Origin of the sequence: Phenylobacterium sp. (genome assembly GCF_044358365.1) — a bacterium.
Lineage (GTDB): Bacteria > Pseudomonadota > Alphaproteobacteria > Caulobacterales > Caulobacteraceae > Phenylobacterium.
The window spans coordinates 25,761-52,313 of record NZ_JBIKNZ010000013.1; the positions used below are offsets into that span (position 1 = coordinate 25,761).

25 protein-coding genes are annotated in these 26,553 nt (G+C 65.1%); 16 read left to right on the plus strand and 9 right to left on the minus strand.

Going from position 1 to position 26,553, the window contains the following annotated elements:
• Positions 1 to 122 precede the first annotated feature (122 nt).
• The 9 genes from ACIQ3B_RS05720 (at position 123) to ACIQ3B_RS05760 (ending at position 9,640) form a co-directional block, all read left to right on the plus strand.
• Complete coding sequence (locus ACIQ3B_RS05720) at positions 123 to 671, plus strand: DUF2306 domain-containing protein (RefSeq protein ID WP_397400503.1); 549 nt, start codon at positions 123 to 125, stop codon at positions 669 to 671.
• 139 nt (positions 672 to 810) lie between these two features.
• The gene (gene sucC / locus ACIQ3B_RS05725; RefSeq protein WP_397400505.1) at positions 811 to 2,010 is read left to right on the plus strand and encodes an ADP-forming succinate--CoA ligase subunit beta; all 1,200 of its coding nucleotides are present in this window, start codon (positions 811 to 813) and stop codon (positions 2,008 to 2,010) included.
• A 3-nt stretch (positions 2,011 to 2,013) separates the two neighbouring features.
• Complete coding sequence (sucD, locus tag ACIQ3B_RS05730; RefSeq protein ID WP_397400507.1) at positions 2,014 to 2,892, plus strand: succinate--CoA ligase subunit alpha; 879 nt, start codon at positions 2,014 to 2,016, stop codon at positions 2,890 to 2,892.
• Positions 2,893 to 3,051: 159 nt separating this feature from the next.
• Entirely contained in the window at positions 3,052 to 6,003 is a 2,952-nt protein-coding gene (locus ACIQ3B_RS05735; protein ID WP_397400509.1) for a 2-oxoglutarate dehydrogenase E1 component, read from the plus strand.
• A 53-nt stretch (positions 6,004 to 6,056) separates the two neighbouring features.
• Positions 6,057 to 7,259, plus strand: a complete 1,203-nt coding sequence (odhB, locus tag ACIQ3B_RS05740) for a 2-oxoglutarate dehydrogenase complex dihydrolipoyllysine-residue succinyltransferase (RefSeq protein WP_397400511.1) — start codon at positions 6,057 to 6,059, stop codon at positions 7,257 to 7,259.
• A gap of 2 nt (positions 7,260 to 7,261) precedes the next feature.
• On the plus strand, positions 7,262 to 7,468 hold the full coding sequence (locus tag ACIQ3B_RS05745; RefSeq protein ID WP_397400513.1) for a hypothetical protein: 207 nt from the start codon (positions 7,262 to 7,264) through the stop codon (positions 7,466 to 7,468).
• Positions 7,469 to 7,485: 17 nt separating this feature from the next.
• Positions 7,486 to 7,773 (plus strand): putative signal transducing protein, encoded by a 288-nt coding sequence (locus ACIQ3B_RS05750; RefSeq protein ID WP_397400515.1) that lies wholly within the window; start codon positions 7,486 to 7,488, stop codon positions 7,771 to 7,773.
• A 53-nt stretch (positions 7,774 to 7,826) separates the two neighbouring features.
• On the plus strand, positions 7,827 to 9,230 hold the full coding sequence (lpdA, locus tag ACIQ3B_RS05755) for a dihydrolipoyl dehydrogenase (RefSeq protein ID WP_397400517.1): 1,404 nt from the start codon (positions 7,827 to 7,829) through the stop codon (positions 9,228 to 9,230).
• Complete coding sequence (locus ACIQ3B_RS05760; RefSeq protein WP_397400519.1) at positions 9,212 to 9,640, plus strand: GNAT family N-acetyltransferase; 429 nt, start codon at positions 9,212 to 9,214, stop codon at positions 9,638 to 9,640. The genes lpdA and ACIQ3B_RS05760 overlap by 19 nt, the downstream gene beginning before the upstream one ends.
• Before the next feature lie 9 nt (positions 9,641 to 9,649).
• On the opposite strand, the gene ACIQ3B_RS05765 is transcribed toward ACIQ3B_RS05760, so the two are convergent.
• Genes ACIQ3B_RS05765 through fsa form a run of 3 tightly spaced genes read right to left on the minus strand, consistent with a single transcriptional unit; the run spans position 9,650 to position 11,918 of the window.
• Complete coding sequence (locus ACIQ3B_RS05765; protein WP_397400521.1) at positions 9,650 to 10,564, minus strand: tyrosine recombinase XerC; 915 nt, start codon at positions 10,562 to 10,564, stop codon at positions 9,650 to 9,652.
• On the minus strand, positions 10,561 to 11,250 hold the full coding sequence (locus tag ACIQ3B_RS05770; RefSeq protein WP_397400523.1) for a DUF484 family protein: 690 nt from the start codon (positions 11,248 to 11,250) through the stop codon (positions 10,561 to 10,563). The genes ACIQ3B_RS05765 and ACIQ3B_RS05770 overlap by 4 nt, the downstream gene beginning before the upstream one ends.
• A gap of 14 nt (positions 11,251 to 11,264) precedes the next feature.
• Positions 11,265 to 11,918, minus strand: a complete 654-nt coding sequence (fsa, locus tag ACIQ3B_RS05775; protein ID WP_397400525.1) for a fructose-6-phosphate aldolase — start codon at positions 11,916 to 11,918, stop codon at positions 11,265 to 11,267.
• 71 nt (positions 11,919 to 11,989) lie between these two features.
• Here fsa and ACIQ3B_RS05780 point away from each other — a divergent pair, with 71 nt between their 5' ends.
• On the plus strand, positions 11,990 to 14,152 hold the full coding sequence (locus ACIQ3B_RS05780; protein WP_397400527.1) for a primosomal protein N': 2,163 nt from the start codon (positions 11,990 to 11,992) through the stop codon (positions 14,150 to 14,152).
• Between the two features lie 4 nt (positions 14,153 to 14,156).
• Here the strand turns inward: ACIQ3B_RS05780 and ACIQ3B_RS05785 are convergent, their stop codons facing one another.
• Positions 14,157 to 14,948: a TerC family protein gene (locus ACIQ3B_RS05785; RefSeq protein ID WP_397400529.1), complete on the minus strand. Its 792-nt coding sequence runs from the start codon at positions 14,946 to 14,948 to the stop codon at positions 14,157 to 14,159.
• Between the two features lie 498 nt (positions 14,949 to 15,446).
• On the opposite strand from ACIQ3B_RS05785, the gene ACIQ3B_RS05790 reads away from it, so the two are divergent.
• The 3 genes from ACIQ3B_RS05790 to ACIQ3B_RS05800 all read left to right on the plus strand — a co-directional run bounded on the left by ACIQ3B_RS05790 (position 15,447) and on the right by ACIQ3B_RS05800 (position 18,545).
• Positions 15,447 to 16,124, plus strand: coding sequence for a CHAP domain-containing protein (locus ACIQ3B_RS05790; RefSeq protein WP_397400531.1), 678 nt, complete (start codon positions 15,447 to 15,449; stop codon positions 16,122 to 16,124).
• A 171-nt stretch (positions 16,125 to 16,295) separates the two neighbouring features.
• Positions 16,296 to 17,249: a magnesium transporter CorA family protein gene (locus tag ACIQ3B_RS05795; protein ID WP_397400533.1), complete on the plus strand. Its 954-nt coding sequence runs from the start codon at positions 16,296 to 16,298 to the stop codon at positions 17,247 to 17,249.
• 81 nt (positions 17,250 to 17,330) lie between these two features.
• Entirely contained in the window at positions 17,331 to 18,545 is a 1,215-nt protein-coding gene (locus tag ACIQ3B_RS05800; protein WP_397400535.1) for a pentapeptide repeat-containing protein, read from the plus strand.
• A gap of 73 nt (positions 18,546 to 18,618) precedes the next feature.
• Here ACIQ3B_RS05800 and ACIQ3B_RS05805 read toward each other — a convergent pair whose 3' ends face one another.
• Together ACIQ3B_RS05805 and ACIQ3B_RS05810 are read right to left on the minus strand one after the other, a co-directional pair.
• Positions 18,619 to 19,491: a crotonase/enoyl-CoA hydratase family protein gene (locus tag ACIQ3B_RS05805; protein WP_397400537.1), complete on the minus strand. Its 873-nt coding sequence runs from the start codon at positions 19,489 to 19,491 to the stop codon at positions 18,619 to 18,621.
• Between the two features lie 81 nt (positions 19,492 to 19,572).
• The gene (locus tag ACIQ3B_RS05810) at positions 19,573 to 20,178 is read right to left on the minus strand and encodes a TetR/AcrR family transcriptional regulator (RefSeq protein ID WP_397400539.1); all 606 of its coding nucleotides are present in this window, start codon (positions 20,176 to 20,178) and stop codon (positions 19,573 to 19,575) included.
• Between the two features lie 248 nt (positions 20,179 to 20,426).
• On the opposite strand from ACIQ3B_RS05810, the gene ACIQ3B_RS05815 reads away from it, so the two are divergent.
• Positions 20,427 to 21,236 (plus strand): alpha/beta fold hydrolase, encoded by an 810-nt coding sequence (locus ACIQ3B_RS05815; protein WP_397400540.1) that lies wholly within the window; start codon positions 20,427 to 20,429, stop codon positions 21,234 to 21,236.
• Here the strand turns inward: ACIQ3B_RS05815 and ACIQ3B_RS05820 are convergent.
• Positions 21,233 to 22,147, minus strand: coding sequence for a thioesterase family protein (locus ACIQ3B_RS05820; protein ID WP_397400542.1), 915 nt, complete (start codon positions 22,145 to 22,147; stop codon positions 21,233 to 21,235). The two genes, ACIQ3B_RS05815 and ACIQ3B_RS05820, sit on opposite strands and share 4 nt — an antisense overlap.
• Positions 22,148 to 22,310: 163 nt before the next feature.
• On the opposite strand from ACIQ3B_RS05820, the gene ACIQ3B_RS05825 reads away from it, so the two are divergent.
• Positions 22,311 to 23,144 (plus strand): cytochrome b/b6 domain-containing protein, encoded by an 834-nt coding sequence (locus tag ACIQ3B_RS05825; protein WP_397400544.1) that lies wholly within the window; start codon positions 22,311 to 22,313, stop codon positions 23,142 to 23,144.
• Positions 23,141 to 23,920 (plus strand): molybdopterin-dependent oxidoreductase, encoded by a 780-nt coding sequence (locus ACIQ3B_RS05830; RefSeq protein WP_397400546.1) that lies wholly within the window; start codon positions 23,141 to 23,143, stop codon positions 23,918 to 23,920. Before ACIQ3B_RS05825 ends, ACIQ3B_RS05830 begins: the two co-directional genes overlap by 4 nt.
• A 60-nt stretch (positions 23,921 to 23,980) precedes the next feature.
• On the opposite strand, the gene ACIQ3B_RS05835 is transcribed toward ACIQ3B_RS05830, so the two are convergent.
• On the minus strand, positions 23,981 to 25,042 hold the full coding sequence (locus ACIQ3B_RS05835) for a deoxyhypusine synthase (protein ID WP_397400548.1): 1,062 nt from the start codon (positions 25,040 to 25,042) through the stop codon (positions 23,981 to 23,983).
• Positions 25,043 to 25,254: 212 nt separating this feature from the next.
• Entirely contained in the window at positions 25,255 to 26,526 is a 1,272-nt protein-coding gene (locus tag ACIQ3B_RS05840) for a type III PLP-dependent enzyme (protein ID WP_397400550.1), read from the minus strand.
• Between the last annotated feature and the right edge of the window lie 27 nt (positions 26,527 to 26,553).

A 26,553-nucleotide genomic window follows, 5' to 3' on the forward strand; every position in this document is an offset into this window, starting at 1 on the left:
CGGTTCGCGAACTGCGGACGCCGCCCCACGTAACCTCGCTCGCGCTCCTGATCCCACCGCGTCATGTCCAGCTCAACCCGGGCCGCGCAGCGCCGCCGCCCCCGATCAGTTGGAGATAGAGGATGTCGACTGTTTCGCAAACGCCCGCCCGCGCCCCGATGTCCTTCGGGTTACGCTTCGGCCTTTCCATGGTGGCCGTAACGGCAGTCCTGGGTCTGGCGATGGGCAATGTATTCACCCCGGTCATGCAGATGGCGGCCAGGGCCCGTCCTCACCTGCCCGACATGGCGTTGTTCACCGCGCTGTCGCCGGTGATCCAGGTTCACCTGCTAACGGCGCTTGCCGCACTGATGCTGGGCGGCGTTCCGATGGTGGTTCGCAAGGGCAGGACATTTCACCGGGTCGCCGGGTGGGTCTGGGTCTCGCTGGTCATGTTGACGGCAGGCGCTACGCTATTCATCGCCGAACTGAACCATGGTGGCTGGTCCTGGCTGCACCTGTTCACCGGTTGGGTATTGCTGATCACGCCTCTGGCGGTGCTCTGGGCAAAACGTCACGACGTTCGCCGCCATCGCCGCACGATGATGGGTCTGTTCTACGGCGGCTTCGCCATCAATCTGGCCTTCGCGTTCATCCCGGGGCGGACCCTTTGGATGATGTTCTTCGGCTAGTGCCTGTTCCGCTAGGTTAGGCCCCGTTGCGCAAGGCAGGATTCCGCACCCCGCGCGGTTGTCATCGGGTGGCGCGGCGCCTATAAGCCGCCTCACTCGCTCTGCAGGCGAGCCCGTCGGCAGCCGACCCCAAGGCCTCATGAACATTCACGAACATCAAGCCAAAGCCGTCCTCGCAGAGTTCGGCGTGGCGGTCCCGCGCGGCTTTGCGGCCTTCACGGTGCAGGACGCGGTCGACGCCGCCGCCAAGCTTGGAGGTCCGGTCTTCGTGGTGAAGTCCCAGATCCACGCGGGCGGGCGCGGCAAGGGGCGCTTCGAGGGCCTTGGCCCTGACGCCAAGGGCGGGGTCCGGGTTTTGAAGTCCGCCGAGGACGTCAAGACCAACGCTGCCGAGATGCTGCGCCGGGTGCTGGTGACTCACCAGACGGGGCCGAAAGGCAAGCAGGTCAACCGCCTCTACATCGAAGAAGGCGCGGCGATCGCGAAGGAATTCTATATGTCCCTGCTGGTGGACCGCGAGACCTCACGGGTCTCCGTCGTGGCCTCCACCGAAGGCGGCATGGATATCGAGGAGGTCGCCCACGCGACCCCTGAAAAAATCATCACCTTCTCCATCGATCCGGCGACGGGCGTGTGGCCGCACCATGCGCGCACGCTGTCCGGCGCGCTGGGCTTGAGCGGCGGACTGGCCAAGGAAGCCGCCACCCTGCTGGGCCAGCTCTACAAGGCCTTCGTCGACAAGGACATGTCGATGCTGGAGATCAACCCGCTGATCGTCACCGGCGATGATCACCTGCGGGTGCTGGACGCCAAGATCAGCTTCGATAGCAACGCCCTCTATCGTCACCCCGATATCGTGGCGCTGCGCGACGAGACCGAGGAAGACCCCAAGGAGATCGAGGCCTCGAAGTTCGACCTCTCCTACATCGCCCTCGACGGCGAGATCGGCTGCATGGTCAACGGCGCGGGCCTGGCCATGGCCACCATGGACATTATCAAGCTCTACGGCGCTGAGCCCGCCAACTTCCTGGACGTGGGCGGCGGCGCCGACGAGGCCAAGGTGACGGCGGCGTTCAAGATCATCATGGCCGATCCCAATGTGAAGGGCATCCTGGTGAACATCTTCGGCGGCATCGCCCGCTGCGACACCCTGGCCAACGGCGTAGTCGCCGCGGTCAAGCAGGTCGGTCTGAGCGTGCCTCTTGTCGTGCGCCTGGAAGGCACCAACGCCGAGCTTGGCAAGAAGATCATCAACGAGAGCGGTCTGAACGTGATCGCCGCCAACGACCTCTCGGACGGCGCCGAGAAAATCGTCAAAGCCGTGCGGGGCGCTGCCTGAACCATGTCGATCCTGATCAACAAAGACACCCGCGTCATCTGCCAGGGCATTACCGGCGCCCAGGGCACGTTCCACTCCGAACAGGCCATCGCCTATGGTACCAAGATGGTCGGCGGCGTCACGCCTGGCAAAGGCGGAACTACCCACATCGGTCTGCCGGTGTTCAACTCGGTCGGCGAGGCGGTTCGTGAAGCTGGCGTAGACGCCTCCGTGATCTATGTGCCGCCGGCCTTTGCCGCAGACTCGATCCTCGAAGCCATCGATGCCGAGATCCCGCTGATCATCTGCATCACCGAGGGTATCCCGGTGGCCGACATGGTGCGGGTGAAGCGCTCGCTCTCCGGCTCTAAATCCAGGCTGATCGGGCCCAACTGCCCGGGCGTGCTCACGCCGGATGAGTGCAAAATAGGCATCATGCCCGGGAACATCTTCCGCAAGGGTTCGGTGGGTGTTGTTTCCCGCTCGGGCACGCTTACCTACGAGGCCGTGTTCCAGACCACTCAGGTGGGCCTGGGCCAGACGACGGCCGTCGGGATTGGCGGCGACCCCGTGAAAGGTACCGAGTTCATCGACATGCTCGACATGTTTCTGAAAGACCCGGCGACCGAGTCGATCATCATGATCGGCGAGATCGGGGGATCGGCCGAAGAGGATGCGGCGGCGTTCATCGCAGCCTCGCCGATCAAGAAGCCGATGGTGGGGTTCATTGCGGGACGTACTGCGCCGCCCGGTCGGCGCATGGGTCACGCGGGCGCGATCATCTCTGGGGGCAAGGGCGGCGCCGAGGACAAGATCGCCGCCATGGAGGCCGCCGGTATCCGGGTTTCGCCGTCGCCGGCGGCGCTGGGCACTACGCTGCTGGATGTGCTCAAGGGCGCCTGATCCGGTTCGCCGGCATCGGGTGTCGAAAAGGATTAAGCAAATGGGCGTACAGGTCTTCGACGTCGTCGAATGCCCGGCGTCGCAAAAACCAGGTTTAAGGGCGGTTGCGCTCGGCTCCTTCTTGCGAAGTCCGTGGGCCCGCCCCGGAAGGCGAAGGACATGGCGGACGACGCAGGCCGGATCAATGAGGTTCTGGCCGAAACCTCCTTCCTCTACGGCGGCAATGCGGCCTTCGTAGAGGACCTCTATGCCAGGTGGACGGCGGATCCGAATTCGGTCGCACCGTCCTGGGCGGCCTTTTTTGCCTCCCTGCTGGACCCCTCCGCCGATGTGATGCGCGCGGCCGGCAAGCCGGGTTGGGCGCGACCCGCCACCCCTGTCACGCGGCCCGACTGGCTCTCGGCGATCGACGGCCTCTGGCCCGCGGTCGAAGCCAAGGTCGCCAAGACCATCGAAGCCCGGCAGCCCATGGCCTCGGTGGACGAGGTGCGCGCCGCCACCCTGGATTCCCTGCGGGTCATCATGATGATCCGCGCTTATCGGATGCGCGGGCACCTCAAAGCCAATCTGGACCCGCTGGGCCTGGCTGCCACGCCGGGCGACGCCTCTGAACTGGATCCGGCCAGCTATGGCTTCGCCGAGCCCGACTTCGACCGCCCGATCTTCCTGGACTATGTGCTGGGTCTGGAGACGGCGACCGTCCGCGAGATTCTGGCGATCCTGCGCCGCACCTACTGCGGCAATGTCGGCGTCCAGTACATGCACGTCTCCGATCCCAAGGAGAAGGCCTGGCTGCAGGAACGGATCGAGGGTCGAGACAAGGAGATCGCCTTCACGCCCGAGGGCAAGGTGGCGATCCTCAAGAAGCTGATCGAGACGCAGGGTTTCGAGCAATTCCTGCATCGCCGCTTCCCCGGCACCAAGCGCTTCGGCCTGGACGGCGGCGAGGCCATGGTCCCGGCGCTGGAGCAGATCATCAAGCGCGGCGGCGCCATGGGGGTGAAGGACATCGTCATCGGCATGCCGCACCGCGGTCGCCTGAACGTCCTGGCCGCCGTGATGGGCAAGCCTTACCACGTGATCTTCCACGAGTTTCAGGGTGGCTCGTCCCTGCCCAGCGACGTCCAGGGCTCCGGCGACGTGAAGTATCACCTGGGCGCCTCGTCGGACCGCGAGTTCGACGGCAACGAGGTGCACCTGTCGCTGACCGCTAATCCGAGCCACCTGGAGATTGTCAACCCGGTGGTGATCGGCAAGGTTCGCGCGAAGCAGGCCTTTACCCTGCGCGAACAGCCTGACGCCGGTCGTGGCCATGCCCTGCCTCTGCTGCTGCATGGCGATGCGGCTTTCGCCGGCCAGGGCGTGGTTTCGGAGTGTTTCGCGCTCTCCGGCCTGCGCGGCTACGCTGTGGGCGGTACCATGCACTTCGTGGTCAACAACCAGATAGGCTTCACCACCAGCCCCAAGAACAGCCGCTCCTCGCCCTATCCGACGGACGTGGCTCTGGCGGTCGAGACGCCGATCTTCCACGTGAACGGCGACGATCCCGAAGCCGTCACCTTCGCCGCCAAGGTGGGCACCGAGTATCGCCAGGTGTTCGGCAAAGACGTGGTCATCGACATGTTCTGCTACCGCCGCTTTGGTCACAACGAGGGGGACGACCCCACGATGACCCAGCCGCTGATGTACGCGAAGATCAAGGGCCACCCGACAGTGCGTGATCTCTACGCCCAGCGCCTGGTCGGTGAAGGTATCGCCACCCAGGCGGCTGTCGACGGCTGGATCGCCGAGTTCGACAAGTTCCTCGATGAGGAGTTCGAGTCCGGCAAGGCCTACAACGCCAACAAGGCTGACTGGCTTGACGGCAAATGGTCGGGGCTGAAGCTGCCGTCGGGTGACGAACGTCACGCCACCGGCGTGTCCAAGCAGAAGCTTCTCGACCTGGGTCGCAAGCTCACTTCCGTGCCCGAGCATGTCACTGTTCACAAAACGGTCGAGCGCGTCATCGCCGGCCGCCGCGAGTCGATCGAGACAGGGGCTGGCATCGACTGGGCGACAGCGGAGTCGCTGGCGTTCGCGACCCTTCTTGACCAGGGGTTCCCGGTGCGTCTGTCGGGCCAGGACAGCGTGCGCGGCACCTTCAGCCAGCGCCACTCCGGTCTGATCGATCAGAAGACCGAGGAGGTCTATTTCCCGCTCCGGAACCTTGGTCCCAGCCAGGCGCACTTCGAGGTGCTGGACTCAGCGCTTTCCGAAGAGGCGGTGCTGGGCTTCGAGTACGGCTTCTCGCTCACCGATCCCGACACCCTGACGCTCTGGGAAGCCCAGTTCGGCGATTTCGTGAACGGCGCCCAGGTGGTGATCGACCAGTTCATCTGCTCCGGCGAACGCAAGTGGCTCCGGATGAGCGGCCTGGTCATGCTGCTGCCGCACGGCTACGAGGGCCAGGGTCCGGAGCACTCCTCTGCCCGTCTCGAGCGGTTCCTGCAGCTCTGCGCTGAAGACAATATGCAGGTGGTCAATGTCACGACCCCGGCCAACTATTTCCATGTCCTGCGCCGCCAGCTGCTGCGGGAGTACCGCAAGCCGCTGATCGTGATGTCGCCCAAGAGCCTGCTGCGCCACAAGCGGGCAGTGTCGACCATCGCCGACATGACTGCGGGCACCGGGTTCCACCGCGTGATGATCGACGGCGCGGAGGCTGGTTGCGATGTGGGCGGCGTGACCTTGAAGCCGGACGCCGAGATCAAGCGCGTCATCGTCTGCTCGGGCAAGGTCTACTTCGACCTGATTGAGCAGCGGGCAAAGTCCGGCCGTGACGACGTCTACATCCTGCGCCTCGAACAGTTCTATCCTTGGCCGCTGAAGTCCCTGACCAATGAGCTGAAGCGGTTCGCCAACGCCGAACTGGTCTGGTGCCAGGAAGAGCCCAAGAACATGGGCGGCTGGCAGTTTGTTGATCCCTGGCTGGAGCTCACACTGGAGCGCATGAAGATCAAGGCCAAGCGCGCCCGCTATGTGGGTCGTCCGGCCTCGGCTTCGACCGCCGCCGGATTGATGAGCCGCCACCTGAAAGAACTCGATGCTTTCCTTACGGAAGCGTTCGCCTGAACCACAACGACCCCGCCCGCGTTTGACTGCGATCCAAGGAGCTGATCCCCCCAATGGCCGACATCATGACCCCCGCCCTGGGCGAGTCTGTCACCGAAGCAACGGTGGCCCGCTGGGCGAAGAAGGCCGGCGATGTGGTCCGCAAGGACGAGATCCTGGTGGAACTGGAAACCGACAAGGTCAGCCTCGAGGTGGCCTCGCCGTCTGATGGCGTGCTTACAGCCATTGCGGCCGAGGAGGGCGCGACCGTTGAGCCCGGCGCTCTGCTTGGCCGGATCACCGAGGGGGCCGTCGCCGCAGCGCCCAAGGCGGCTGCTGCGCCCAAGGCCGAGGCCCCCAAGGTCGCCGCGCCCGCTCCGGTCGCAAAGGCGGTGGCTGAGCCGGTGCTGGCGCCGTCGGCTCAGCGGATCGCGGCGGAAAACAACCTGTCGCCGGCCGCTATTCCAGGTACCGGCAAGGACGGCCGGGTGACCAAGGGTGACGCGCTCGCAGCTCTTGAGGCCCGCGCCGCCGCGCCGGTCGCCGCCCCCGTCGCCAGCGCCCCTCGCCCGGTCCATGAGCGCGAGGAGCGGGTAAAGATGACCCGCCTGCGCCAGACCATCGCGCGCCGCCTGAAGGAAGCCCAGAACGCTGCGGCCATGCTGACCACCTTCAACGAGGTGGACATGAGCGCCGTGATGGCCGTGCGCAATCAATACAAGGACGTCTTCGAGAAGCGCCACGGCGTGAAGCTGGGCTTCATGAGCTTCTTCGTGAAGGCGGTCGTCCATGCCCTGAAGCAGGTGCCCGAGGTCAACGCCGAGATCGACGGAACCGACATCATCTTCAAGAACCACTACGACATCTCGGTCGCCGTCGGCACCGAGAAGGGGCTGGTCACGCCGGTCGTCCGCGACGCGGACATGATGAGCCTGGCAGGCGTGGAAAAGGAAATCGGCGCCCTGGGTCGTAAGGCCCGTGACGGCCAGCTGGCCCTGGAAGACCTGCAGGGCGGCACCTTCACCATCTCCAACGGCGGGGTTTACGGCTCGCTGATGTCGACGCCGATCCTCAATGCCCCGCAATCGGGCATCCTCGGCATGCACAAGATCCAGGACCGGGCCATGGTGGTCGGCGGCCAGGTCGTGATCCGGCCGATGATGTATCTGGCGCTGAGCTATGACCACCGCGTGGTGGATGGCCAGGGCGCGGTGACCTTCCTGGTGCACGTGAAAGAGGCCATCGAGGATCCGCAACGGCTGTTGCTGGACGTTTAGAAATGCAGATAGCGCAACTCCTCGATGCCGAAGATGGCGAGCAGATCGTGGTGTTTCCCGAGGGGTTCATCATTGAGGCCGACGAGGTCGAGATTCTACAAAGTGGTGGTCGCGTAGTTCTGGAGCCGGTGCGCGAAATTTCCGATCTTGTGGAACCAACCATGTCGCGTTCAGCCGAATTAGAACGACTCGACGGATCGCCGATGTAGGTTGAAGCATCCTTCCAATGTCGCTGGTTCAGATCGCCCGTTTTGCAGACCTGACTGAGGCCCACGTCGCGGCTTCGGCGCTTGTTGCATCGGGCATATCTGCGACGGTTTTCGACGAGCTCGGCCAGACATACTATCTGTTGCAGACTGCGTTGGGTGGGTTCCGGCTGATGGTTTCTGAAGCGGATGCTGATGAAGCCCGAGCGTACATTACCTCGCTGCGACAGGCGCCACGTGAGCCGATTGAGCGCAAACGGTCCACGAAAAATGCGCTGGCGTTTGTGTTGGGGCTCCTGATTCAATGACATCCACCAAGCTGGGCCCAGCTTCACCCCGCATCTGAAAGCCATGACTCACAATGACTGACACCCTCTACGACGTGATCATCATCGGCGGCGGCCCTGGTGGCTACAACGCCGCTATCCGCGCGGGCCAACTGGGCCTGAAGGTGGCCTGCGTTGAGAAACGCGCCACGCTGGGCGGCACCTGCCTGAACGTCGGCTGCATGCCCTCCAAGGCCCTGCTGCACGCCTCGGAGCTTTACGCCGCCGCCAACACCGAGTTCTCCAGGCTCGGCATCGAGGTGACGCCGCGTCTCAACCTGCCGCAGATGATGGCGCAGAAGGCCGAGTCGGTCAGCGCGCTCACCAAGGGCATCGAGTTCCTGTTCAAGAAGAACAAGGCCGACTGGATCAAGGGCGCGGGCAAGATCGCAGGAACCGGCAAGGTCGAGGTCACCGCCGAGGACGGAACCGTCACGGTGCTGGAAGCCAAAAACATCGTCATCGCCACCGGCTCGGAGCCTTCCAGCCTGCCGGGCGTGGTCGTCGATCAGGACCGGATCGTGGATTCCACCGGCGCGCTTACCCTGCCGGAAGTGCCCGGCCATCTGGTGGTGATCGGCGCCGGCATCATCGGGCTGGAACTGGGCTCGGTCTGGCGCCGCCTGGGCGCCAAGGTGACAGTGGTTGAGTTCCTGGACCGGATCACGCCCGGCATGGACGCCGAGGTGGCCAAGACCTTCCAGCGCGTGCTGACCAAACAGGGCATCGCCTTCAAGCTGGGCTCCAAGGTCACCGGCGCCAAGACCACCAAGAAGGGCGTCAGCCTGACCTGCGAGCCCGTCGCCGGCGGCGCCGCCGAGACGATCAACGCCGACTATGTGCTGCTGGCCATCGGGCGCAAGCCCTACACCGAGGGCCTCGGGCTGGAGAGCGTAGGGATTGAGACCGATAAGCGCGGCTTCATCCCGACCGACCACTTCAAGACCTCGGCGCCCGGCGTCTGGGCGACCGGCGACGTGATCCTGGGTCCCATGTTGGCGCACAAGGCCGAGGAAGACGCCGTCGCCTGCATTGAGCTGATTGCCGGCAAGTACGCCCACGTGGACTACAATCTGGTGCCCAGCGTGGTCTACACCGCCCCCGAAGTGGCTTGGGTGGGCAAGACCGAGGAACAGCTGAAGGACGAGGGCCGCGCTTACAAGACCGGCAAGTTCCCCTTCAGCGCCAACAGCCGCGCCAAGATCAACCACGAGACGGACGGCTTCGTGAAGGTGCTGGCCGACGCTGCTACCGATGAGGTTCTGGGCGTCCATATGATCGGTCCCCAGGCGGGCGAGATGATCGGTGAGTACTGCGTGGCCATGACGTTCCGCGCCGCCTCCGAAGATATTGCCCGCGTGTGCCACCCGCATCCGACCCGGTCGGAGGCGTTGCGCCAGGCGGCCATGGGGGTCGAAGGTTGGACGATGCAGGCCTGAGCGTCCGCCGCGCCCGGCCGGACGAGCTGGCCGACTGCGCGCGGGTCTACGTCCGCGTGCTCACCGACACCTTCACCTGGCTGCCCTCCGACCGGCACAGCGAGGCCGACTTCCTCAATGCCGCACGGGACGAGGAGATCTACGTCGCAATTGATCGCGGCGGGATCGTCGGCGTGGCCGCCCTCTATCGACCCCAGAGCTTCCTGCACTCTCTCTATGTGACCGAGCGCGGAAGGGGCATCGGCCGGATCCTGCTGCACCATGTCCTGGCGGTGGCGGGGGGCCGGTTGTCGCTGAAATGTCAGGTGGCGAACAAGGGTGCCCAGGCCTTCTACACCCGGGAGGGCTTTCGCTGCGTCGAAGCGGGGGAGGATGGCGGCATCGCCTGGCTGCGGTTTGTGCGCGGCTGAAGCGGTAGCTTACGCGTGCGGATGCGCCGCCGAATAGGCGCTGAGCAGGGCGGCGGCGTCCACCTCGGTGTAGCGCTGGGTCGTCGAGAGCGAGGCGTGGCCCAGCAGTTCCTGGATCGACCTCAGATCAGCGCCGGCCCCCAGCAGGTGGGTCGCAAAGGAATGCCGCAGCGCGTGCGGCGTGGCGCTGGCGGGCAGGCCGAGCCGGCTGCGCAAAAGCTGCACCATCGCCTGGACGTGGCGCGGGCTGAGCGCCCCGCCGCGCTTGGCCCGGAATAGCGGACTATTCGGCTCGAGGGCGAACGGAACCTCCGCCAGATAGGCGTCCACCGCCTCCCGCACGGCGGGCAGAACGGGAACGAGCCGCGTCTTCGACCCCTTGCCCGTGATCCGCAACAGATCGCCGAGCGGCACATCCGACCGCTTCAGCGAAAGCCCCTCGGAGATCCGCAGGCCACAGCCATAAAGCAGCGTCAGCACGGCCTGATCGCGCGCCGACTCCCAGACCTCCCGGTCGGGGTCTAGGCCCGGCTCAGCCAGAAGTCCCGACGCCTGATCCTCGGAAATCGGGCGAGGCGCTCCGGGCCTCACGCGGGGACCGCGAACCAGGGCGATGGCTGGATTCGGTGCGTCGAGGCGTCGGTCGAGGAACTTGTGAAACGTACGGATCGCCGACAAGGCCTGGCTCAGGGAGCGCGGCGACAGCGGATGATCGCCGGACCTCAGGTACGCCAGCCAGGCCCGCACATCCCCCGCCGACAGTTTCGACAGGGATGTGACCGTCACCGTCTCGCCAAGGTGCCCCTCAAGAAAGGCGATGTAGCGCTGGGCGGCGAAGCCATAGGCCTCGAGGGTGCGTGGAGAGGCGCGGCGTTCGTGGGCCAGATGCTCGAGCCATAGCGCCCGGGCCGCCAACGCGTTCAAAGGTGGGGCCAACGCTCCGCCGTCCTCTCGACCACCCGCGCCAGGAAGGCCACCAGTTCGGCGCCCATATCCGGCGTGAAGCCCTCCGGGTCCGCCGACCCGAACGCCAGCAGCCCCTGCCTGGAGGGTTCCCAGATCGCCATGCGGACCATGGCCATGGAACGGACCTCACCGGCGTCGGCGCCGAACAGACCAAGGGCCGTCGGCGCAAAACCCATGCGGGCGATCTGGTCGGGTCCGCCGAGGATGAGATCGACCTGGCCCTCGACCAGATGCTTCCAGCCGGCCGGCGGCTTTCCCTCATTCTCCAGGGCGATCACCCCGGCGGCCAGTCCGAACCGCTGCCGCGCCAAGTCATTCACGCGCCGGGCCAGGTCGGAATTGTTGCGCGCCTCCAGCAGATCCACCACGGCCCCGTGGGTCTGGGCCTGGGCCGCGAAGTTGGCCCGCGCCGTTTCCTCGATCAGGTGGCGCTGTTCGGCTTCACGCTGATGGGCGGCATGGACGCGCGCCAGGGCGGCAGGGGCGAAATCCACCACATTGTCGGGGGCGATCTTCAGGCCAAGATCGGCCAGCAGCCCCTCGTCGCGGCGCAGGAAGTCGGGATTTTCGGCCAGGAACCGGCGCACGGCGACAGGCTCGACCGCAGCGTCTTCAAAGCTGAACTTGGCCTGCGATCCATCCATGCGTCTTTTGCCCCCTAAAGGATGGACTGCCCGGTCTTGGCCCAGTCCGCCATGAACTGTTGGAGACCGCGTTCGGTTAACGGGTGCTTGAAGAGCGCCAGGAAAACGTCCGGGGGGATCGTCGCGCAGTCCGCGCCGGCCAGCGCAGCCTCGGTCACATGTTGCGGCGAGCGGATCGACGCGGCCAGGATTTCGGTATCGAAATCGTAGTTGTCGTAGACCGCGCGGATCTCCGTGATCAGATCCATGCCGTTGGCCCCGTGGTCGTCCAGACGGCCGATGAAGGGGCTGATGTAGGTGGCGCCCGCCTTGGCGGCGAGTAGCGCCTGGGCCGCCGAGAAACAGAGCGTGACGTTGGTCTGGATCCCTTCCGCGGTGAACTCCGCCGTTGCGGTCAGGCCCTCGCGGGTCAGCGGCACCTTGATGACGATGTTGGGGGCCAATGCGGCCAGCTTGCGACCCTCGGCCAGCATGCCGGCCACGTCCATGGCGGCCACCTCGGCGCTTACCGGTCCGGAGATGATGCCGCAGATCTCGGTGATCACCTCCAGCATGTTGCGGCCGGACTTGGCGATCAGGGTCGGATTGGTGGTGACGCCGTCGATCAGGCCGGTGGCGACCAGATCCTTCAGGATGGCGGTGTCGGTGGTGTCGAGGAAGATCTGCATTCGTTTGATCCCGGGCTTGTTCGCGGCGCTTGTAGCTGCGAAGCCCGCAGGCTCACAACCCGCCGCGCACAATGAGCCGAATCGCCTCCGTCCTGATCCCCATGCCGTTGCCGGAGGCGTTCGACTACGCCGAGCCCGAAGGTATGGCGCTTTCCGCGGGCGATCACGTGGCGGTTCCCCTCGGCCCGCGCCTGGTGCGCGGCGTCGTGGTGGCCTTGCGGGCTTCGCTTGGCGGTAACCGACCGCTGAAACCGGTCGCCGAGCGCCTGGACGACCCGGCGCTTCCTCCGGGGACCGTGGAGTTCGTCCAGTGGGCCGCGCGATACGCGGTGGACAGCCCCGGCCAGCCGCTGGCGATCGCGCTGCGGGGCGCCCGCACGCCGAAGCCCCGCCCGGTGCGGGTCGCCTCGGCGACCGGCCTCATGCCGGCGAGGTCCACGCCTGCCCGCGCCCGTGTGTTGGAGGTGCTCGCCAAAGGTCCGGTCGCGCCCGCCGAACTGGCCCGCGCCGCCGGTGTTTCCTCCGGCGTGGTCAAGGGGCTCATCGATGAAGGTGTTCTGGCTCTGGTGCAGATCGCGTCTGAAGCCGCGTTCGACCCGCCGGACCTCAGCCTGCGTGGTGCGGCGCTGAACGCCAGTCAGTCCGCCGCCGCCGCAGTCCTTGCAGGCGACGCGAAGGCGGGGGGCTACAACGTCGCGCTGCTGGATGGCGTTACGGGTTCGGGCAAGACCGAGGTCTATCTGGAAGCTGTCGCTGCGGCCCTGGCCGCCAACCCGGACGCCCAGGTGCTGATCCTGCTGCCCGAGATCGCCCTGACCCAGGCGGTCATTGCAAGGGTTTCCAGCCGCTTTGGCGCCCAGCCTGGCGAATGGCACTCCGATGTGGCTCCACCGGCGCGACGGCGGGTGTTTGACGCGGTGGCTGCCGGGCGCTGCCGGATCGTGGTCGGCGCCCGCTCGGCATTGTTCCTGCCTTTCCGGAAGCTGACCCTGATCGTGGTCGATGAAGAACACGACACCTCCTACAAGCAGGAGGAGGGTTTCATCTATCAAGCCCGCGACCTCGCTGTTGCGCGGGCGAGGATCGAGAAGGCCGGGGTGATCCTGGCCTCGGCCACGCCTTCTCTGGAGACCCTGCGCAACGCCGAGCAGGGCCGCTATCGCTGGCTGAAACTGACCGCGCGCCACGGTGGCGCGGTGTTGCCGGACATCGATCTGCTCGATCTGCGGGAGACGCCGCCGGAACCCGGCCAGTGGCTCTCGCCGCCGCTGCGCCTGGCCATGGCGGAGACCTGGGCGCGAGGCGAGCAAAGCCTGCTGTTCCTCAACCGGCGCGGCTACGCGCCACTGGTGCTCTGCAAGGCCTGCGGCGAGCGCATGACCGCGCCCGACACAGATTCCTGGCTGGTTGAGCATCGCTACAGCGGGCGGCTGGTCTGTCATCTCACCGGCTTCTCGATGCCCAAGCCGACCGCCTGTCCACACTGCGGGACGAGGGACAGCCTGGTCTCCATCGGCCCGGGGGTCGAGCGGGTCGAGGAAGAGGCCCGTGAACTGTTCCCGGAAGCGCGGGTGGCGGTCTTCTCCTCCGACACCATCTTCGACGCCCGCGAGGCGCGCCGGATGGTGGAGAGCATGGCGGCGGGCGAGATCGACATCCTGGTGGCCACGCAAGCGGCCGCCAAGGGTCACAACTTCCCCAGGCTGACGCTGGTTGGGGTGGTGGACGCGGATCTGGGTCTGAGAGGTGGTGATCTGCGCGCCGCCGAACGCACCTACCAACTGCTGGCCCAGGCAACGGGCAGGGCCGGGCGTCGCGACCTGCCGGGCAGAGCGCTTCTCCAGACCTATGCGCCCGAGCACGCGGTGATGCAGGCGCTGAAGGCCCAGGACCGCGACGCCTTCGTAGCCGCCGAGATGGCCGAGCGCGAAATGGCCGGGCTGCCGCCGTTTGGCCGGCTGGCGGCCGTGATCGCGTCCGGTCCGGATGGCGCCCAGCTGGAGGCGTTCATGCGCAAGATGGCCGAGGTCGCGCCCAATGCGCCGGGGGTCGAGGTCTACGGTCCGGCCGACGCCCCGCTGGGCCTCATCCGGGGGCGTCGCCGGAAGCGGTTCCTGGTGCGGGCCGATCGCACCGTCGACCTGTCGGCCTACATGGCGGCGTGGCGGGCAAGGGTCAGGCCACCCGGAGCGATCCGGGTGGCCATCGACATCGACCCTTACAGCTTCCTCTGACGGATCAGTGGAGCGACTTGTCGGCCTGAGGTGGCTTCTTGCGGCGTGAGAGCATGTTCAGAATCTCGACGAAGGCCGAGAACGCCATCGCGACATAGATGAAGCCCTTTGGAATGTGGATCCCGAAGCCGTCGGCGATCAGCACCACACCGATCATCAGCAGGAAGCCCAGCGCCAGCATGACGACCGTCGGGTTCTCGTTGATGAAGTTCGCAAGCGGGTCGGCGGCGAGGAGCATCACCAGTACGGCGATGATCACGGCGGCGAACATGATCGGCAGATGGTCGGTCATGCCGACAGCCGTGAGGATCGAGTCCACCGAAAACACCAGATCGAGCAGGATGATCTGGAAGATGGCGGAGCCCACGTTGTTGATCACAACGTCCTTGGTTTCCTTTTGACCATGCTTTTCATTGGGGTCGACCTTCTCGTGAATCTCGAGTGTGGCTTTCCACACCAGGAACAGGCCGCCGGCGATCAGGATCAGGTCGCGCCAGGAGAACATCAGCTCAAAAGAGGGTTCACCGTAGGCGTTTGGCAGGCCCTGCCAGGGCAGTTCGAAGACCGGCTTGGTGAGACTGGCGATGAAGGCCAGCGTCGACAGCAGTCCCAGGCGCATGATCAGCGCCAGCGAGATCCCGATCCGCCGGACGCGCGCCCGGTGCTCCACCGGCAGCTTGTTCGAAAGAATCGAAATGAAGATCAGATTGTCGATGCCGAGCACAATCTCCATCACGACAAGCGTGACGAAGGCCGCCCATGCAGCTGGGTCCGTGACCAGCGCGGCGATATCCATAAAAACCCCTCCCGAGTTGCCCCGCTATCTAATCATTCTTTTGTGAAGCGCTAGGGTTGGGGCGATGAACGTGCGGGCGCCGATTTTGTGATCAGGCCTGCTGCTGTCAGCGCTGGGGTTTTTGGGAAATTCTCCTCTTGGGCGAGTCCGCCGAACACATGCGCCGGTACGCTGAGCTCTTGTTTCAGCTTGTTACAGAAGTATGAAGTTGGACTTTTTGTAGATTAGCAATCGGCGAAAACAGGGTAAATTTCAATACACATCTAGCATCAATACAAAAAATCGCCACGTGTTCGCCAATAGTTTTCAGAAATCTCGGTCAATATGCACATCAAAACGCGATCTATATTCATTCAAAATTCTTAACGAGAATCACGATCCTGTCCGTCGATCTGCATAATCGGAAGGCATGCCGCACGCAGATCGCGTAAACCCTCTTTTCACTCAAGCGAGATACGGTTATCGCTTCGCCTCAAAGGCGCCGGGAGTAACCGAAGCATGCTGAAACGGACACGAGCCCTGATTGGTTCCCTGACCGCCGCGGCTGTTGTCGCCTTCACCCCGGCGGGTGCGGTGGCCGATACCTATTGGCAGTGTGTTCCGTTTGCGCGCCTGATTTCCGGAATCCAGATCTTCGGCGACGCCTGGACATGGTGGACGCAAGCCGCCAACAAGTACGAAACCGGCTTCCAGCCGCGCGCGGGCGCGGTCCTCTGTTTCAAGCCGACTCAGCGGATGCGGCTCGGTCACGTGGCCGTCGTCAGCCAGGTGCTGACGGACCGGGTAGTCCAGATCACCCACGCCAACTGGAGCCCGATCGAAGGTTCGCGCGGCAAGGTGGAAAAGGACGTCACTGTCATAGACGTGTCCGCCGGCGGCGACTGGAGTCAGGTCAAGGTCTGGTACGATCCCAGCCGGGACCTCGGCGGATCAACCTATTCCACGCACGGTTTCATCTATCAGGACACCACAGCCCGCGTGATGGCGGCATCCGGCCTGAGCCGTGTGCAGAACGGCGCGATTGCGGTGGCCCAGTCCGCTGCGTCGCAGATGGCTGGCGCCATGCGCCCTGGCCAGGGGCCGATGAGCGTTCTCTCCCAGGCTGCGGAATCCACCGATCGCATCGCCGCGCTGATCGCCGCCGCAACCCGTCAGGATAACGACCCGCCCCGCTAGAGCATGACAGCTTCAAGTGGGCGCCGGTTGAAGCGCCCGTCATGCCCCAAACATTTGAAGAACGAGCCTGTTTATCCGTTTCAGATGAGTCCATCTGATCCTGAAGGTCTCTGGTCTGATGGTTGACGGCCACGCCCGCACGACCCCACAAGGCCGTGCGGAGGCGACGGCATGATCAATGTCCTTCGACGCGGCCAGACCAGCGTCCAGGCGATATCCATCCAGGCCGGTTGGCGCCCTGAGCCGGATATTGTCTGGATCGACCTGTTCCGGCCCAATCGCGACGAAGAATTGGCCGTGGAGGCCGCGCTTTGTCTGCAACTCCCGACCGTAGAGGAAATGGAGGCGCTTGAGCCTTCTAGCCGCCTCTATCAGGAAGGCGGGGCTACGTTCATGACGGCGACACTGCTGGCCCACGGCAGTGAAGCGGCCCCTCACGCCACCCCCGTGACCTTCGTTCTGGCCAAGGGGGTGTTGATTACGTTGCGCTACGAGGACCTACGGGCCTTCCGAATCTTCGGGGAGCATGCGCGGTGCGACGAGGCGTCGCCCAGAGCCGGGCCGCTGCTGGGCTTGCTCGACGCTGTGCTGGAGAGGGTGGCCCGGATTCTCGACGAAACCGAGGATCGGGTAGCCGAGGTCTCGGCTGTAATCTTCAAGCGGCCGCCAGGCGGCAACTTCCGGCCCTTGTTGACCGGCCTGGCCCAGGCGCAGTCGGTGATCGCGCTGGCCCGGACCAGCCTTGTAAGCCTGGGGCGCCTGCTGAGTTTCGCAGCGCTGGCCCCCGAGATCGCAGACGACCGGGAAGCCCGCGCCCACCTGAAGACCCTGCAACGCGACGCCCAGTCGCTTACGGAACACACCAGCCACCAGGGAAGTCACCTCGGATTTCTGCTGGATGCGGCTTTGGGCCTGATCAACATCGAGCAGAACGGGATTATCAAGTTCTTCTCCGTGGTGGCGGTGATCTTCATGCCGCCGACCCTGATCGCGTCGATCTACGGGATGAACTTCGACGTCATGCCGGAACTCCACTGGCATGCTGGCTACCCCATGGCGGTGGTGGCGATGGTAGTCGCCGCTGTGCTCCCTGTGTTGTGGTTCAAGCGCCGGGGCTGGCTGTAGCGTTCGACCGAACGTCAGCTCCTTAAGGACGTCACGCAACGCATCCTTAAACGAAATACGGCGTTGTGGAGGTTGGCCGACATGTCATCCGCACCCCAACAACATCATCTTGTCGTCGACCCTCAGGGTCTGCGCGAGGCGCTGGGCGCCCACCAGCGATATCTTGCTGGCCGTGCGGGCGGGCGACGCCTCAACCTGACCTACGCGGATCTTGCCAACTGCTCGCTTGAGGGTCTCGACCTTCGCGACTGCGACATGACCGGCGCACGTCTGAGCGGGGCGACGCTGGCCCGATGCAACCTTAGCCGGGCGATCCTGTTTGGCGCTGACCTGCGCGAGGCGGATATGCGCTATGTAAACCTCCAGCGGGCCGACCTGCGCGGAGCCAGCATGCGTGGCGCCAATCTGGCGGGCGCAGACCTTGCGGGCTGTGATCTGCGCGAGGGCCGTATCGCCCTCCAGGACAAGCTCGACGGCTATCGCATCCTGCGACACGAACATCGCCCGGGAGAACTCAACTTCGCCGTCCTGGCCGGCGCCAATCTCGCCGGCGCCCAGATGTCCGGCGCCGTGGCCATGACCTCCGACTTCACCGACGCCAACCTCTCGGAGGCGGTGATGACAGGCGCCAAGCTGATGCGAGCCGTCTTCGACGGCGCTGACCTCTCCCACGCCGATCTCGGCGGTGCAGATCTAACCGGAGCCTCGCTGAAACGTGCGGTGCTGAACGGCGTGAATCTCCGCCAGGCCCTGCTGGACGATACGGACATGACCGACGTGTTGCGTGCGCCGCCGCCGATCTTCTACGTCCAGAACCGCTCGATCGCCGACATCATCTCCGACCATGAGGCTTTCTGCGATACCGACGGTCGCAGGGGCTCGGTAACCCGGCTGGCTTCGGCGGACTTTCGCGCCATGAAGACGCTCCGCAAACGACGGCTGTCAGGTCTTCAGGCGCCGCGCGCCGTGTTCTTCGGCCTGGATATGGAGGGCTGCGAGCTGCAGGGCGGCAACTTCACCGGTTGCGATTTCCGAGGCGCGAATCTTCGCGACGCCGACCTCAGAGGCGCCACCTTCAACCAGGCGCAACTGGCGCGGGCTGACCTGCGCGGCGCCAAGCTGGGGCCGCTGGGTCTGAGTGACGGCCGGTTCGTACGCACGGACTTCAGCCGCGCGTCTCTGAGGGGCGCTGACCTGCGAGGCGCCTACGCCTATCGCGCCCGTTTTCTGGGCGCCGAGATGGACGGCGCCCGTATCGCCGGTTGCGATCTCACCGGGGCGGAAATAAACGCCTGAGGCTGGAATCCCTGCATTTGCGGCATTTTCCGCGGCGACCCGGTATCTACCCCGGTGCAGAATGCCCGGGCGATCACATGCCCTTTCGCAGCACCGCCAGATCCGGGAATACAGCGTCTCGCTTCTCAGCCTTCGCCCGGAACGCCTCGCCCATGTGCGGGCCGCTGAACATGGCGGTCTGCCAGACAGCGATATAGTCGAGCGCGTCCTTCAGGCTATGGTCGCGGGCATAGTTGATCATCACCTTTGAACCTGTCACGGCCAGCGGCGCCTTCGCGGCGATTTCGCGGGCTGTGGCCAGGGCGTGGGCGACCACCGCCTCGTGGCTGTCGAACACCTCGTTCACCAGCCCGATCTCCCGGGCCCGATGGGCCGGCAGCCGGCGACCGGTATAGGCCAACTCGCGCACCCAGCCCTCCGGGATCAGCTTGCAGAGACGGGGAAACGTCCCGACGTCAGCGGTCATGCCGATGTTGATCTCCTGGATCACAAAGAAGGCGTCGGTGGTGCAGTAGCGGATATCGCAGGCGCTGGTCATGTCCACGGCGCCGCCGATGCAGCCGCCCTGGATCGCTGCAATCACGGGCATCCTGGCCTCATCGAGGCACGAGAAACAGTCCTGCAATCCCTTCACGTGATGGCGCATGGCCTCAGCGTTGACGTGGCGGTCCCGGGCGGCCGTCTCGGCTGTGCCGCCGCCGGTGAAAACGGCCAGATCCATCCCGGCGCAGAAGTGCTTTCCGGTCGAGGAGATCACGATGCAGCGCGCGCGTGCGTTGTCGTTGATGTCATTCACGATCAGCGGCAGCTCGTTCCAGAATTCCCGCACCATGCTGTTCATTGCCTCGGGGCGCTTCAGGCGGATGTGCGCGACGTGGTCCTGGATCGACACGTCAAAACAGGTCCAGTCGGTGGTGGTGAGGTCGATGGCGGCGGGAGCGTTCATGGGGAAATCCTGTGCTGTACGGGGACGATCATGCGACCCGGACGCAGGGGAAATCCAGAGCCGTCTCGCAGCCCCGGGAACTCAGACCGGATCGGGCGACGGAACCTTGCGGACGTGGGCGTCGATCAGCGCCTCGGCGGCGCCGCGCGCCGCCACGACCGGGCCGTCTTCGCCGAAAATCTGACTCGTGACGAACACGCCTTCGATCAACAAAAACAGGCTGTCGGCCAGCTTCTTCGGCTTGCGCGCGTCCATGCCCCGCGTCAGGTCGCGCAGACGCTTGCGCATCTGGGCCTTGTGCGTCACCGCCACCAGGCGTCCGGCATGGGCGGGGTCCGGATACTCCACCGCAGCGTTCGAAAGGCCGCACCCGCGGTAACCCTTTCGCTGCGTGTGAACCTCAAGGGCGTCAAAATAGGCCAGGATCTGCGCGCGCGGGTCGCCCGGATGGGCGTCCACGGCGGCGTCGAAGAACGCCCAGAGCCGGGCGGCCTGTTCCTCAAGATAGGCGGCGATCAGCTGGTCCTTGGAACCGAACGCCCGATAGAGCGTGGGTTTGGTCGCCCCGGCCTTCGCCACGATCTCGTCGACGCCCACGCCGCGCGACCCTTCACGATAGAAAAGCTCCCCGGCCACCCCCAGGATTCGGTCGGCGGCCCTCGGGGGCATGGCTGCAGCTTTGGTCATGAATCACCTTGACGATGTTACAGAACAGTACGTAACAGTGTTCCGGACGCATGGCTATGTGGGTTCCGTCGCATGAGATCGCCGGCGCCGCAGCCCTGGCGATCCGGAGGCGCGCGCCGACGCCGGCTGGCGCCGCCTGACGACGCTTCGCTATCGCCACGTCACCAGGTTATTCAGACCCTATGTCAACGCTACCGAAATACGAGCCCCGCGCCCGCCGAACGATGCTTCCGACGCGCGGGGGCGATATGGCCGTGCTCGACTTCGGGCCGACGGATCGGGCGCCGGATATCGTCTTCTCACACGCCAACGGGTTCAACGCCCGCACCTACCGCAGCATCCTGGCGCCCCTTGCTGACCAGTTCCGGATTCTCGCGATCGACATGCGCGGCCACGGCGCCACCTGTCTACCCATCGAGATCGACGGGCGGACGGACTGGAGCGATCTGCGCGATGATCTTCTGGCGTTCCTCGAGGCCGAACTGGCCGGCCCTGTCGTGCTGGCGGGACACTCCATGGGGGGCGCAGCAAGTCTGCTCGCCGCCGCAGCCGCACCAGATCAGGTGAGGTCGCTGGCCTTGTTCGATCCCGTCTTCTTCGACGCCGCGCGCGCGGCCCGGGTCGAGGGGCCAAATCCTCTGGCGGAGGGCGCGTTGCGACGTCGCGCGGTGTTTCCGGGCAAGGCTGATGTGGCGGCGGCCTACACCGGGCGCGGCGCCTTCCGCACATGGCAGCCTGAGCAGATCGAAGACTATGTCGAAGCCGGCTTCCAGCCGACTGAGGATGGTCAGGTCACCCTGACATGCTCTCCGGCATGGGAGGCCTCCAATTTCCGCACCCACGGCAGCGACGCCTGGTCCGCCCTGCTGGCGACGCAGTGTCCCGTGCGCATGCTGCGCGCCGAGATCGGCACAACGGCCCGCATCGACGACCGGCTGGTGGAACTCCAGTCGCATCCCCGCATCAGGATCGAGACGACGCCCGGGACGACGCACTTCCTGCCGATGGAACGTCCGGAACTGGTGCGTCAGGTGCTCCGCGAAATGACGGCGGTCTAGAGACTCAAGCCTTCGATGGCCTCGGCGTTCACACGCGCGAGCTCGGCGTCGGACAGCGCGATGATCTTGCGCGTATCCAGATCGAACGAGACGGCCATGGCCTCGGCGCTGCCCCAGGGCTTGCCGGTCGCGGGATCCAGCAGCCAGTGAACCAGACGCCGGAACCGCGCGTCGCCGCCGGCTGATCCTGATCGCATCTCCATGCGATCTCCGGCGCGTGGCCAGGCATGATGCATGAGGCGGTACTCCATGGCCGCGCCGCCCACGCGACGATCCGCCTCGTCCTTGCCCGGGCGGCCCTCGGCAAAGAGATGCGGCACCGCGTCCGACAGCCGGTGCATGAAGCCCTCGGTGCGCATCCGTCCGAACGGATCACACTCATGAGCTGAGACAATACCCAGTCCGGTGCGCTTCAGGCCCATCGCCTCGGCTTGCTTGAGGCTGGCGCGGGTCACGACAGGGTCCAGCCCGATGGAGCGCGGCGCAGCGGCCGACGGCACCTCGGTCATCAACTGCTCGGCCATCGCCCGGACCCGCGCCGGCCAGGGAAACGGCCGACCCTCACGTACAGTCACGTGCGCCGCGAGTGTCTGGAAGCTGGCGGCAAGCTCGCCGGAATGGTGCCGCATGAGGAACAGCAGGCGGATTTCGGTGTCATCGATCCCGATCACGCCGCCGGTGATGGACAGCGGGGCGCCGGGCCGCGCCTCTCTCAGAAACCGGATGTGTTGTTCGCGCACCATCAGCGTCGCCTCGGCGGCCGGGGCGAAGGCGCCCGGCATGGCGAGTTCTGCGGCCATTCCGCCCAAGGCCTGCATTGACTTGGCCACATAGAAACCGACGTTCAGATGGCCCATCCCGTCGCATTCCCAAGCCGCGACGCTGCCCCGCCAGACTTCAACTTCCGCCACGCCCTGCTCCCGCTTGTACGCGCAAGCTTAGGGGCTCCCGCTCGACGCCGCCAGCGGTCGCCGAACCCGCGCGGACAACCGCCCTTGATTTTTTGACCAATCCGCCCTCGCGACCGAACGACAATTGGGCCACAGTGAACCGGCTGCAGGGAGTCTCGATGCGATGGATGACAAGGTTCGTCCCACAAAGGTGCTGATACGCCGCCACACCCTCGTGACGCGCCTGACCCACTGGGTGAACGTCATGGCGATCAGCCTGCTGCTGATGAGCGGACTGCAGATCTTCAACGCCCACCCGGCGCTCTATTGGGGGGAAAAGTCTACATTCGCGGATCCCTGGGTCTCAATGTCCATGCGGGAGGTCGACGGCGTCGCCCGAGGCATCACCATCGTGGGCGATTATCAGTTCGACACCACCGGCGTGCTGGGCTGGTCGGGCGCGGAAGGCATGCGTGAGCAACGCGGCTTTCCCTCATGGGCGACCATTCCCAGCTATCGCTCCCTGGCCGACGGTCGCATGTGGCATTTTTTCTTTGCCTGGCTCTTCGTGATCAACGGCCTGGTCTATTGGCTCTGGGGTCTGATCGGCGGCCACATCCGGCGCGACATGCTGCCCACGCGCGCGCAGTTGGCCCCGCGCCACATCCTGCATGAGATCATCACCCATGCGCAGCTGAAGTTCCCCAGAGGCGAAAAGGCGCGGGCGTACAATGTGATCCAGAAGCTCACCTACCTGGCCGTGATCGTGGTCCTGCTGCCGATGATGCTGGCGACCGGCCTGTCCATGTCCCCGGGCTTCAACGCTACACTTCCATGGCTGACGGACCTGTTCGGCGGGCGACAGTCAGCCAGGACCCTGCACTTCATCAGCGCCGGTCTGATCGTCGTGTTCATTGTGGTCCATGTGCTCCTGGTCCTGGTGTCAGGTGTCTGGAACAACATGCGCTCGATGATCACCGGCAAGTACGCCATTCAGGTCGAGGGAGACCGGCCATGACCGTCACCACCACCAATCGTCGCCGCTGGCTGGGCGTCGCCGGCGCCAGCCTGGCCGGCCTGTGGGTCAGCGCCTGTGACAAGCTCACGGCGGATCCCACGTTTTCGGGCGTCCTGCGCAAGGCCGAGGGCCTCACCATGACGGCCCAGCGGCTGGTCACCGACCGCAAGGCGCTGGCCAGGGAGTTCACGCCAGAGCACATCTCCACAGACTTCCGCGCCAATGGAACCCGCTACCCGGCGGAGGAGGAATACGCCGCGCTGCTGTCGAACAAATTCGCCGACTACCGGCTGGTGGTCGATGGTCTGGTCGAACGACCCCTGCAACTGTCGCTCGAGGATCTGCGCCAACAACCCACCCGCACCCAGATCACCCGTCACGACTGCGTGGAGGGCTGGTCGGCTATCGCCAAGTGGAAGGGCGCACGCCTGGGTCCGTTGCTGGACAGGGCTGGCCTCAAGCCCAACGCCCGATACATCGTCTTTCACTGCGCCGACGCGCTGGAGCAGACGCTGGACGGAACGGGCCAGTACTATGAGAGCATCGACCTGATCGACGCCTATCACCCGCAGACCATCCTGGCCTACCAGATGAACGACGCCGCTCTGTCGGTCGGCCACGGCGCCCCGCTGCGTCTGCGGGTCGAGCGCCAGCTGGGCTACAAGCATGCCAAGTATGTGATGCGCATCGAGGTGGTCGAGAGCTTCGAGAACCTCGGCCGCGGCAAGGGCGGCTTCTGGCCCGATCGCGGCTATGAGTGGTACGCCGGGATCTGAGCCTCCGGCCTGTGCTCGCCTGAGCTCAAGCCAGAGAACCCTGATGGCCCGTCTCGAGCCTTAAGCCGCCCGCTCGAACAGCTTGGCCCAGCGCGGCTTCACGCGAGTCTTCCAGGACCCGCGATGCCAGGCGTCCGACGCGATCAGCGGCACCACCGTGGTGGCTTCCGCAAAGACCATCTGCTCCCAGGTCACGTCCACCTTGCCCCATGAGCAGGCTTCCTTCAGCGTCGAGGACGAGCAGGCGCCGTCGCGCACATCGGCCACGGTGATCTGCACCGCATACTTGTGCATCTCGGCCTCGTGACCGAGGATCTCCGCGCACACGACGGTGTCCTGGGCGAAGTTTTTCGGAACGCCGCCGCCCACCATGAACAGGCCCGTGGTTCCCGCCGCCAGCTTGATATCGGTCAGCTCACGGAAGTCGGCCACCGCATCGATGGTCAGGTACGGCTTGCCCGCCTTCATCCGCTCCACCTGGTGCTTCACCAGACCGAAGCCGGCCGAACTATCCACAAATGCCGGGCAGAAGATCGGCACGCCCTCGCGGTAGGCCACCTCGATCAGGCTGTCGGGCTTCTTGGCGTTGCCGGCGGCCAGCCACTTGCCCATCTCGTGGATGAACTCGCGGCTCGAATAGGGGCGGGGCTCCAGCAGCTCGCAGATCTCGTAGATCGTGCCGTCGCAGTTCTGCAGCTCTTCCTCGTCGATGTAGGTGTCGTAGATCCGGTCGATGTAGAGATCGCGCAGGTCGCGGTCGTCGACGTTCGATTGCGCCTGGTAGTGCTTGAAACCCAGGGCCTCGAAGAAGTCCATGTCGACGATCGAGGCGCCGGTGGCCACGACCACGTCGATCATCCCGTACCTGATCATGTCGCGGTAGATGTGCATGCAGCCGCCCGCCGAGGTGGAGCCGGCCAGCGTCAGCCAGGTCGAGCAGCCCGCGTCTTCCAGCGACATCGACCAGATGTCGGCGGCGCGCGCGGTGTCGCGGCTGGTGAAGCTCATCTTGCGCATGGCGTCGATGATGGGTCGCGCGTCATAGGCGTCGATGGCCACGTGCTCGACAGTGTTGGCCAGCAGTTCGGCCTTGCGATTGGTCTTCTGAACGTCAGCGTTCATCTTCGGAAGTTCCCTTCAGAGCCTTTCCGGATCAGATGAATTCATCTGATCCGGATAAAAAGGCTCGTTCTTCATATGTTTAGAGCGTGACGGGCGCTTCAACCGGCATCCACTTGAAGCTGTCACGCTCTGGGGGTGATCGCCCGTCCATAGGAAAGATGCGACCGGGACGGAGCGACCGGCCGCATCTGTGACACTCGAATGTGTCGGTTTTAACGCTTTCGGCGGCTCTTGCCGGCGCGGCCCTTGGGGCGTGACAGGCGGACAACCTTGCGCTCGTCCTCCTGGTTCTCCCGCGGCAGGCGGATGGTGCGACCCGCCAGACCGAACATGGAGGCCATAGGCGCATCCTCGACCATGACGGTCTCGGCGTCGCCATAGCCGTTGAACCGGGTGGTCATGGCCACGCCATAGGCGCCCAGCATGCCGATCTCGATGTAGTCGCCCTCACGGATATCCTCGGGCAGCCAGAACGGGCCGGGCATGTGGTCCATGCTGTCGCAGGTGGGGCCATAGAAGCGGAACGGCTTCAGCGGGCCATCGACCTCATGGGCCTCATCGCCCTCGCCCCGGTAGAGCTTGACCGGGAACGGCCACTTCACGTGGGCGGCGTCGAACAGGTTTCCGTAGCTGCCGTCGTTCAGATAGAGCGCGTCGTTCTTGCGCAGTTCCACCTTGGTGAGGATCGAGGAAGCTTCCGCCACCAGCGCCCGGCCGGGTTCGCACCACAGCTCGGTTTCCTCATGCACCATCATGTCGGCAAAGCCGCGCTGGATCGAGTCAACGTAGTCGCTCATCTCCGGCGGCATCATGCCGGGATAGACCGAGGGGAAGCCTCCGCCCACATCGACGATGTCCACCATGACGCCGGCGCGCACGATGGCGCGCGAGGCCTGGGCCATCGCCGCCTGATAGGCGGTCGGCCGCATGCACTGGCTGCCCACGTGGAAGGAAACCCCCATCTTGCCCTCGGTGGCGGCGCGCGCGGCCAGCAACAGGGCCGGGGCCTCATGCAGTTCCACTCCGAACTTGCCGGAAAGCGAGTAGGACGCGCCTTCGGCCACCACCGCCAGACGCACGATCAGGGTCAGGTCCCGGGCGCCGCCCGTGGCCTCCAGGATCTTCTGCAACTCCTCATGGCTGTCGAGGGCGAACGCCTTCACGCCATGATCGAAGTAGGCGGTTGCGATGGCCTTGCGGCTTTTCACCGGATGCATGAACGCCATTCGCGAGCCCGGCGCATATGCCCTCACCAACTCGATCTCGGGGATCGAGGCCACATCAAACGACGTCACACCGTTCGCCGCCAGGGTCTTGATGACCCATGGCGAAGGGTTCGCTTTCACAGCGTAGAATACGTCGCCTTCAAACTTGTCCTGGAACCAGCGCGCCGCTACCGCCACCGCCGCCGGTCGCGCAAAGGCGACAGGACGTTCGGGTGACCGCTCGCGGACCAGGTCCAGGGGCTTATGATACGTGTGCAATTCACGTAACCCCCAAAAGATAGTTGA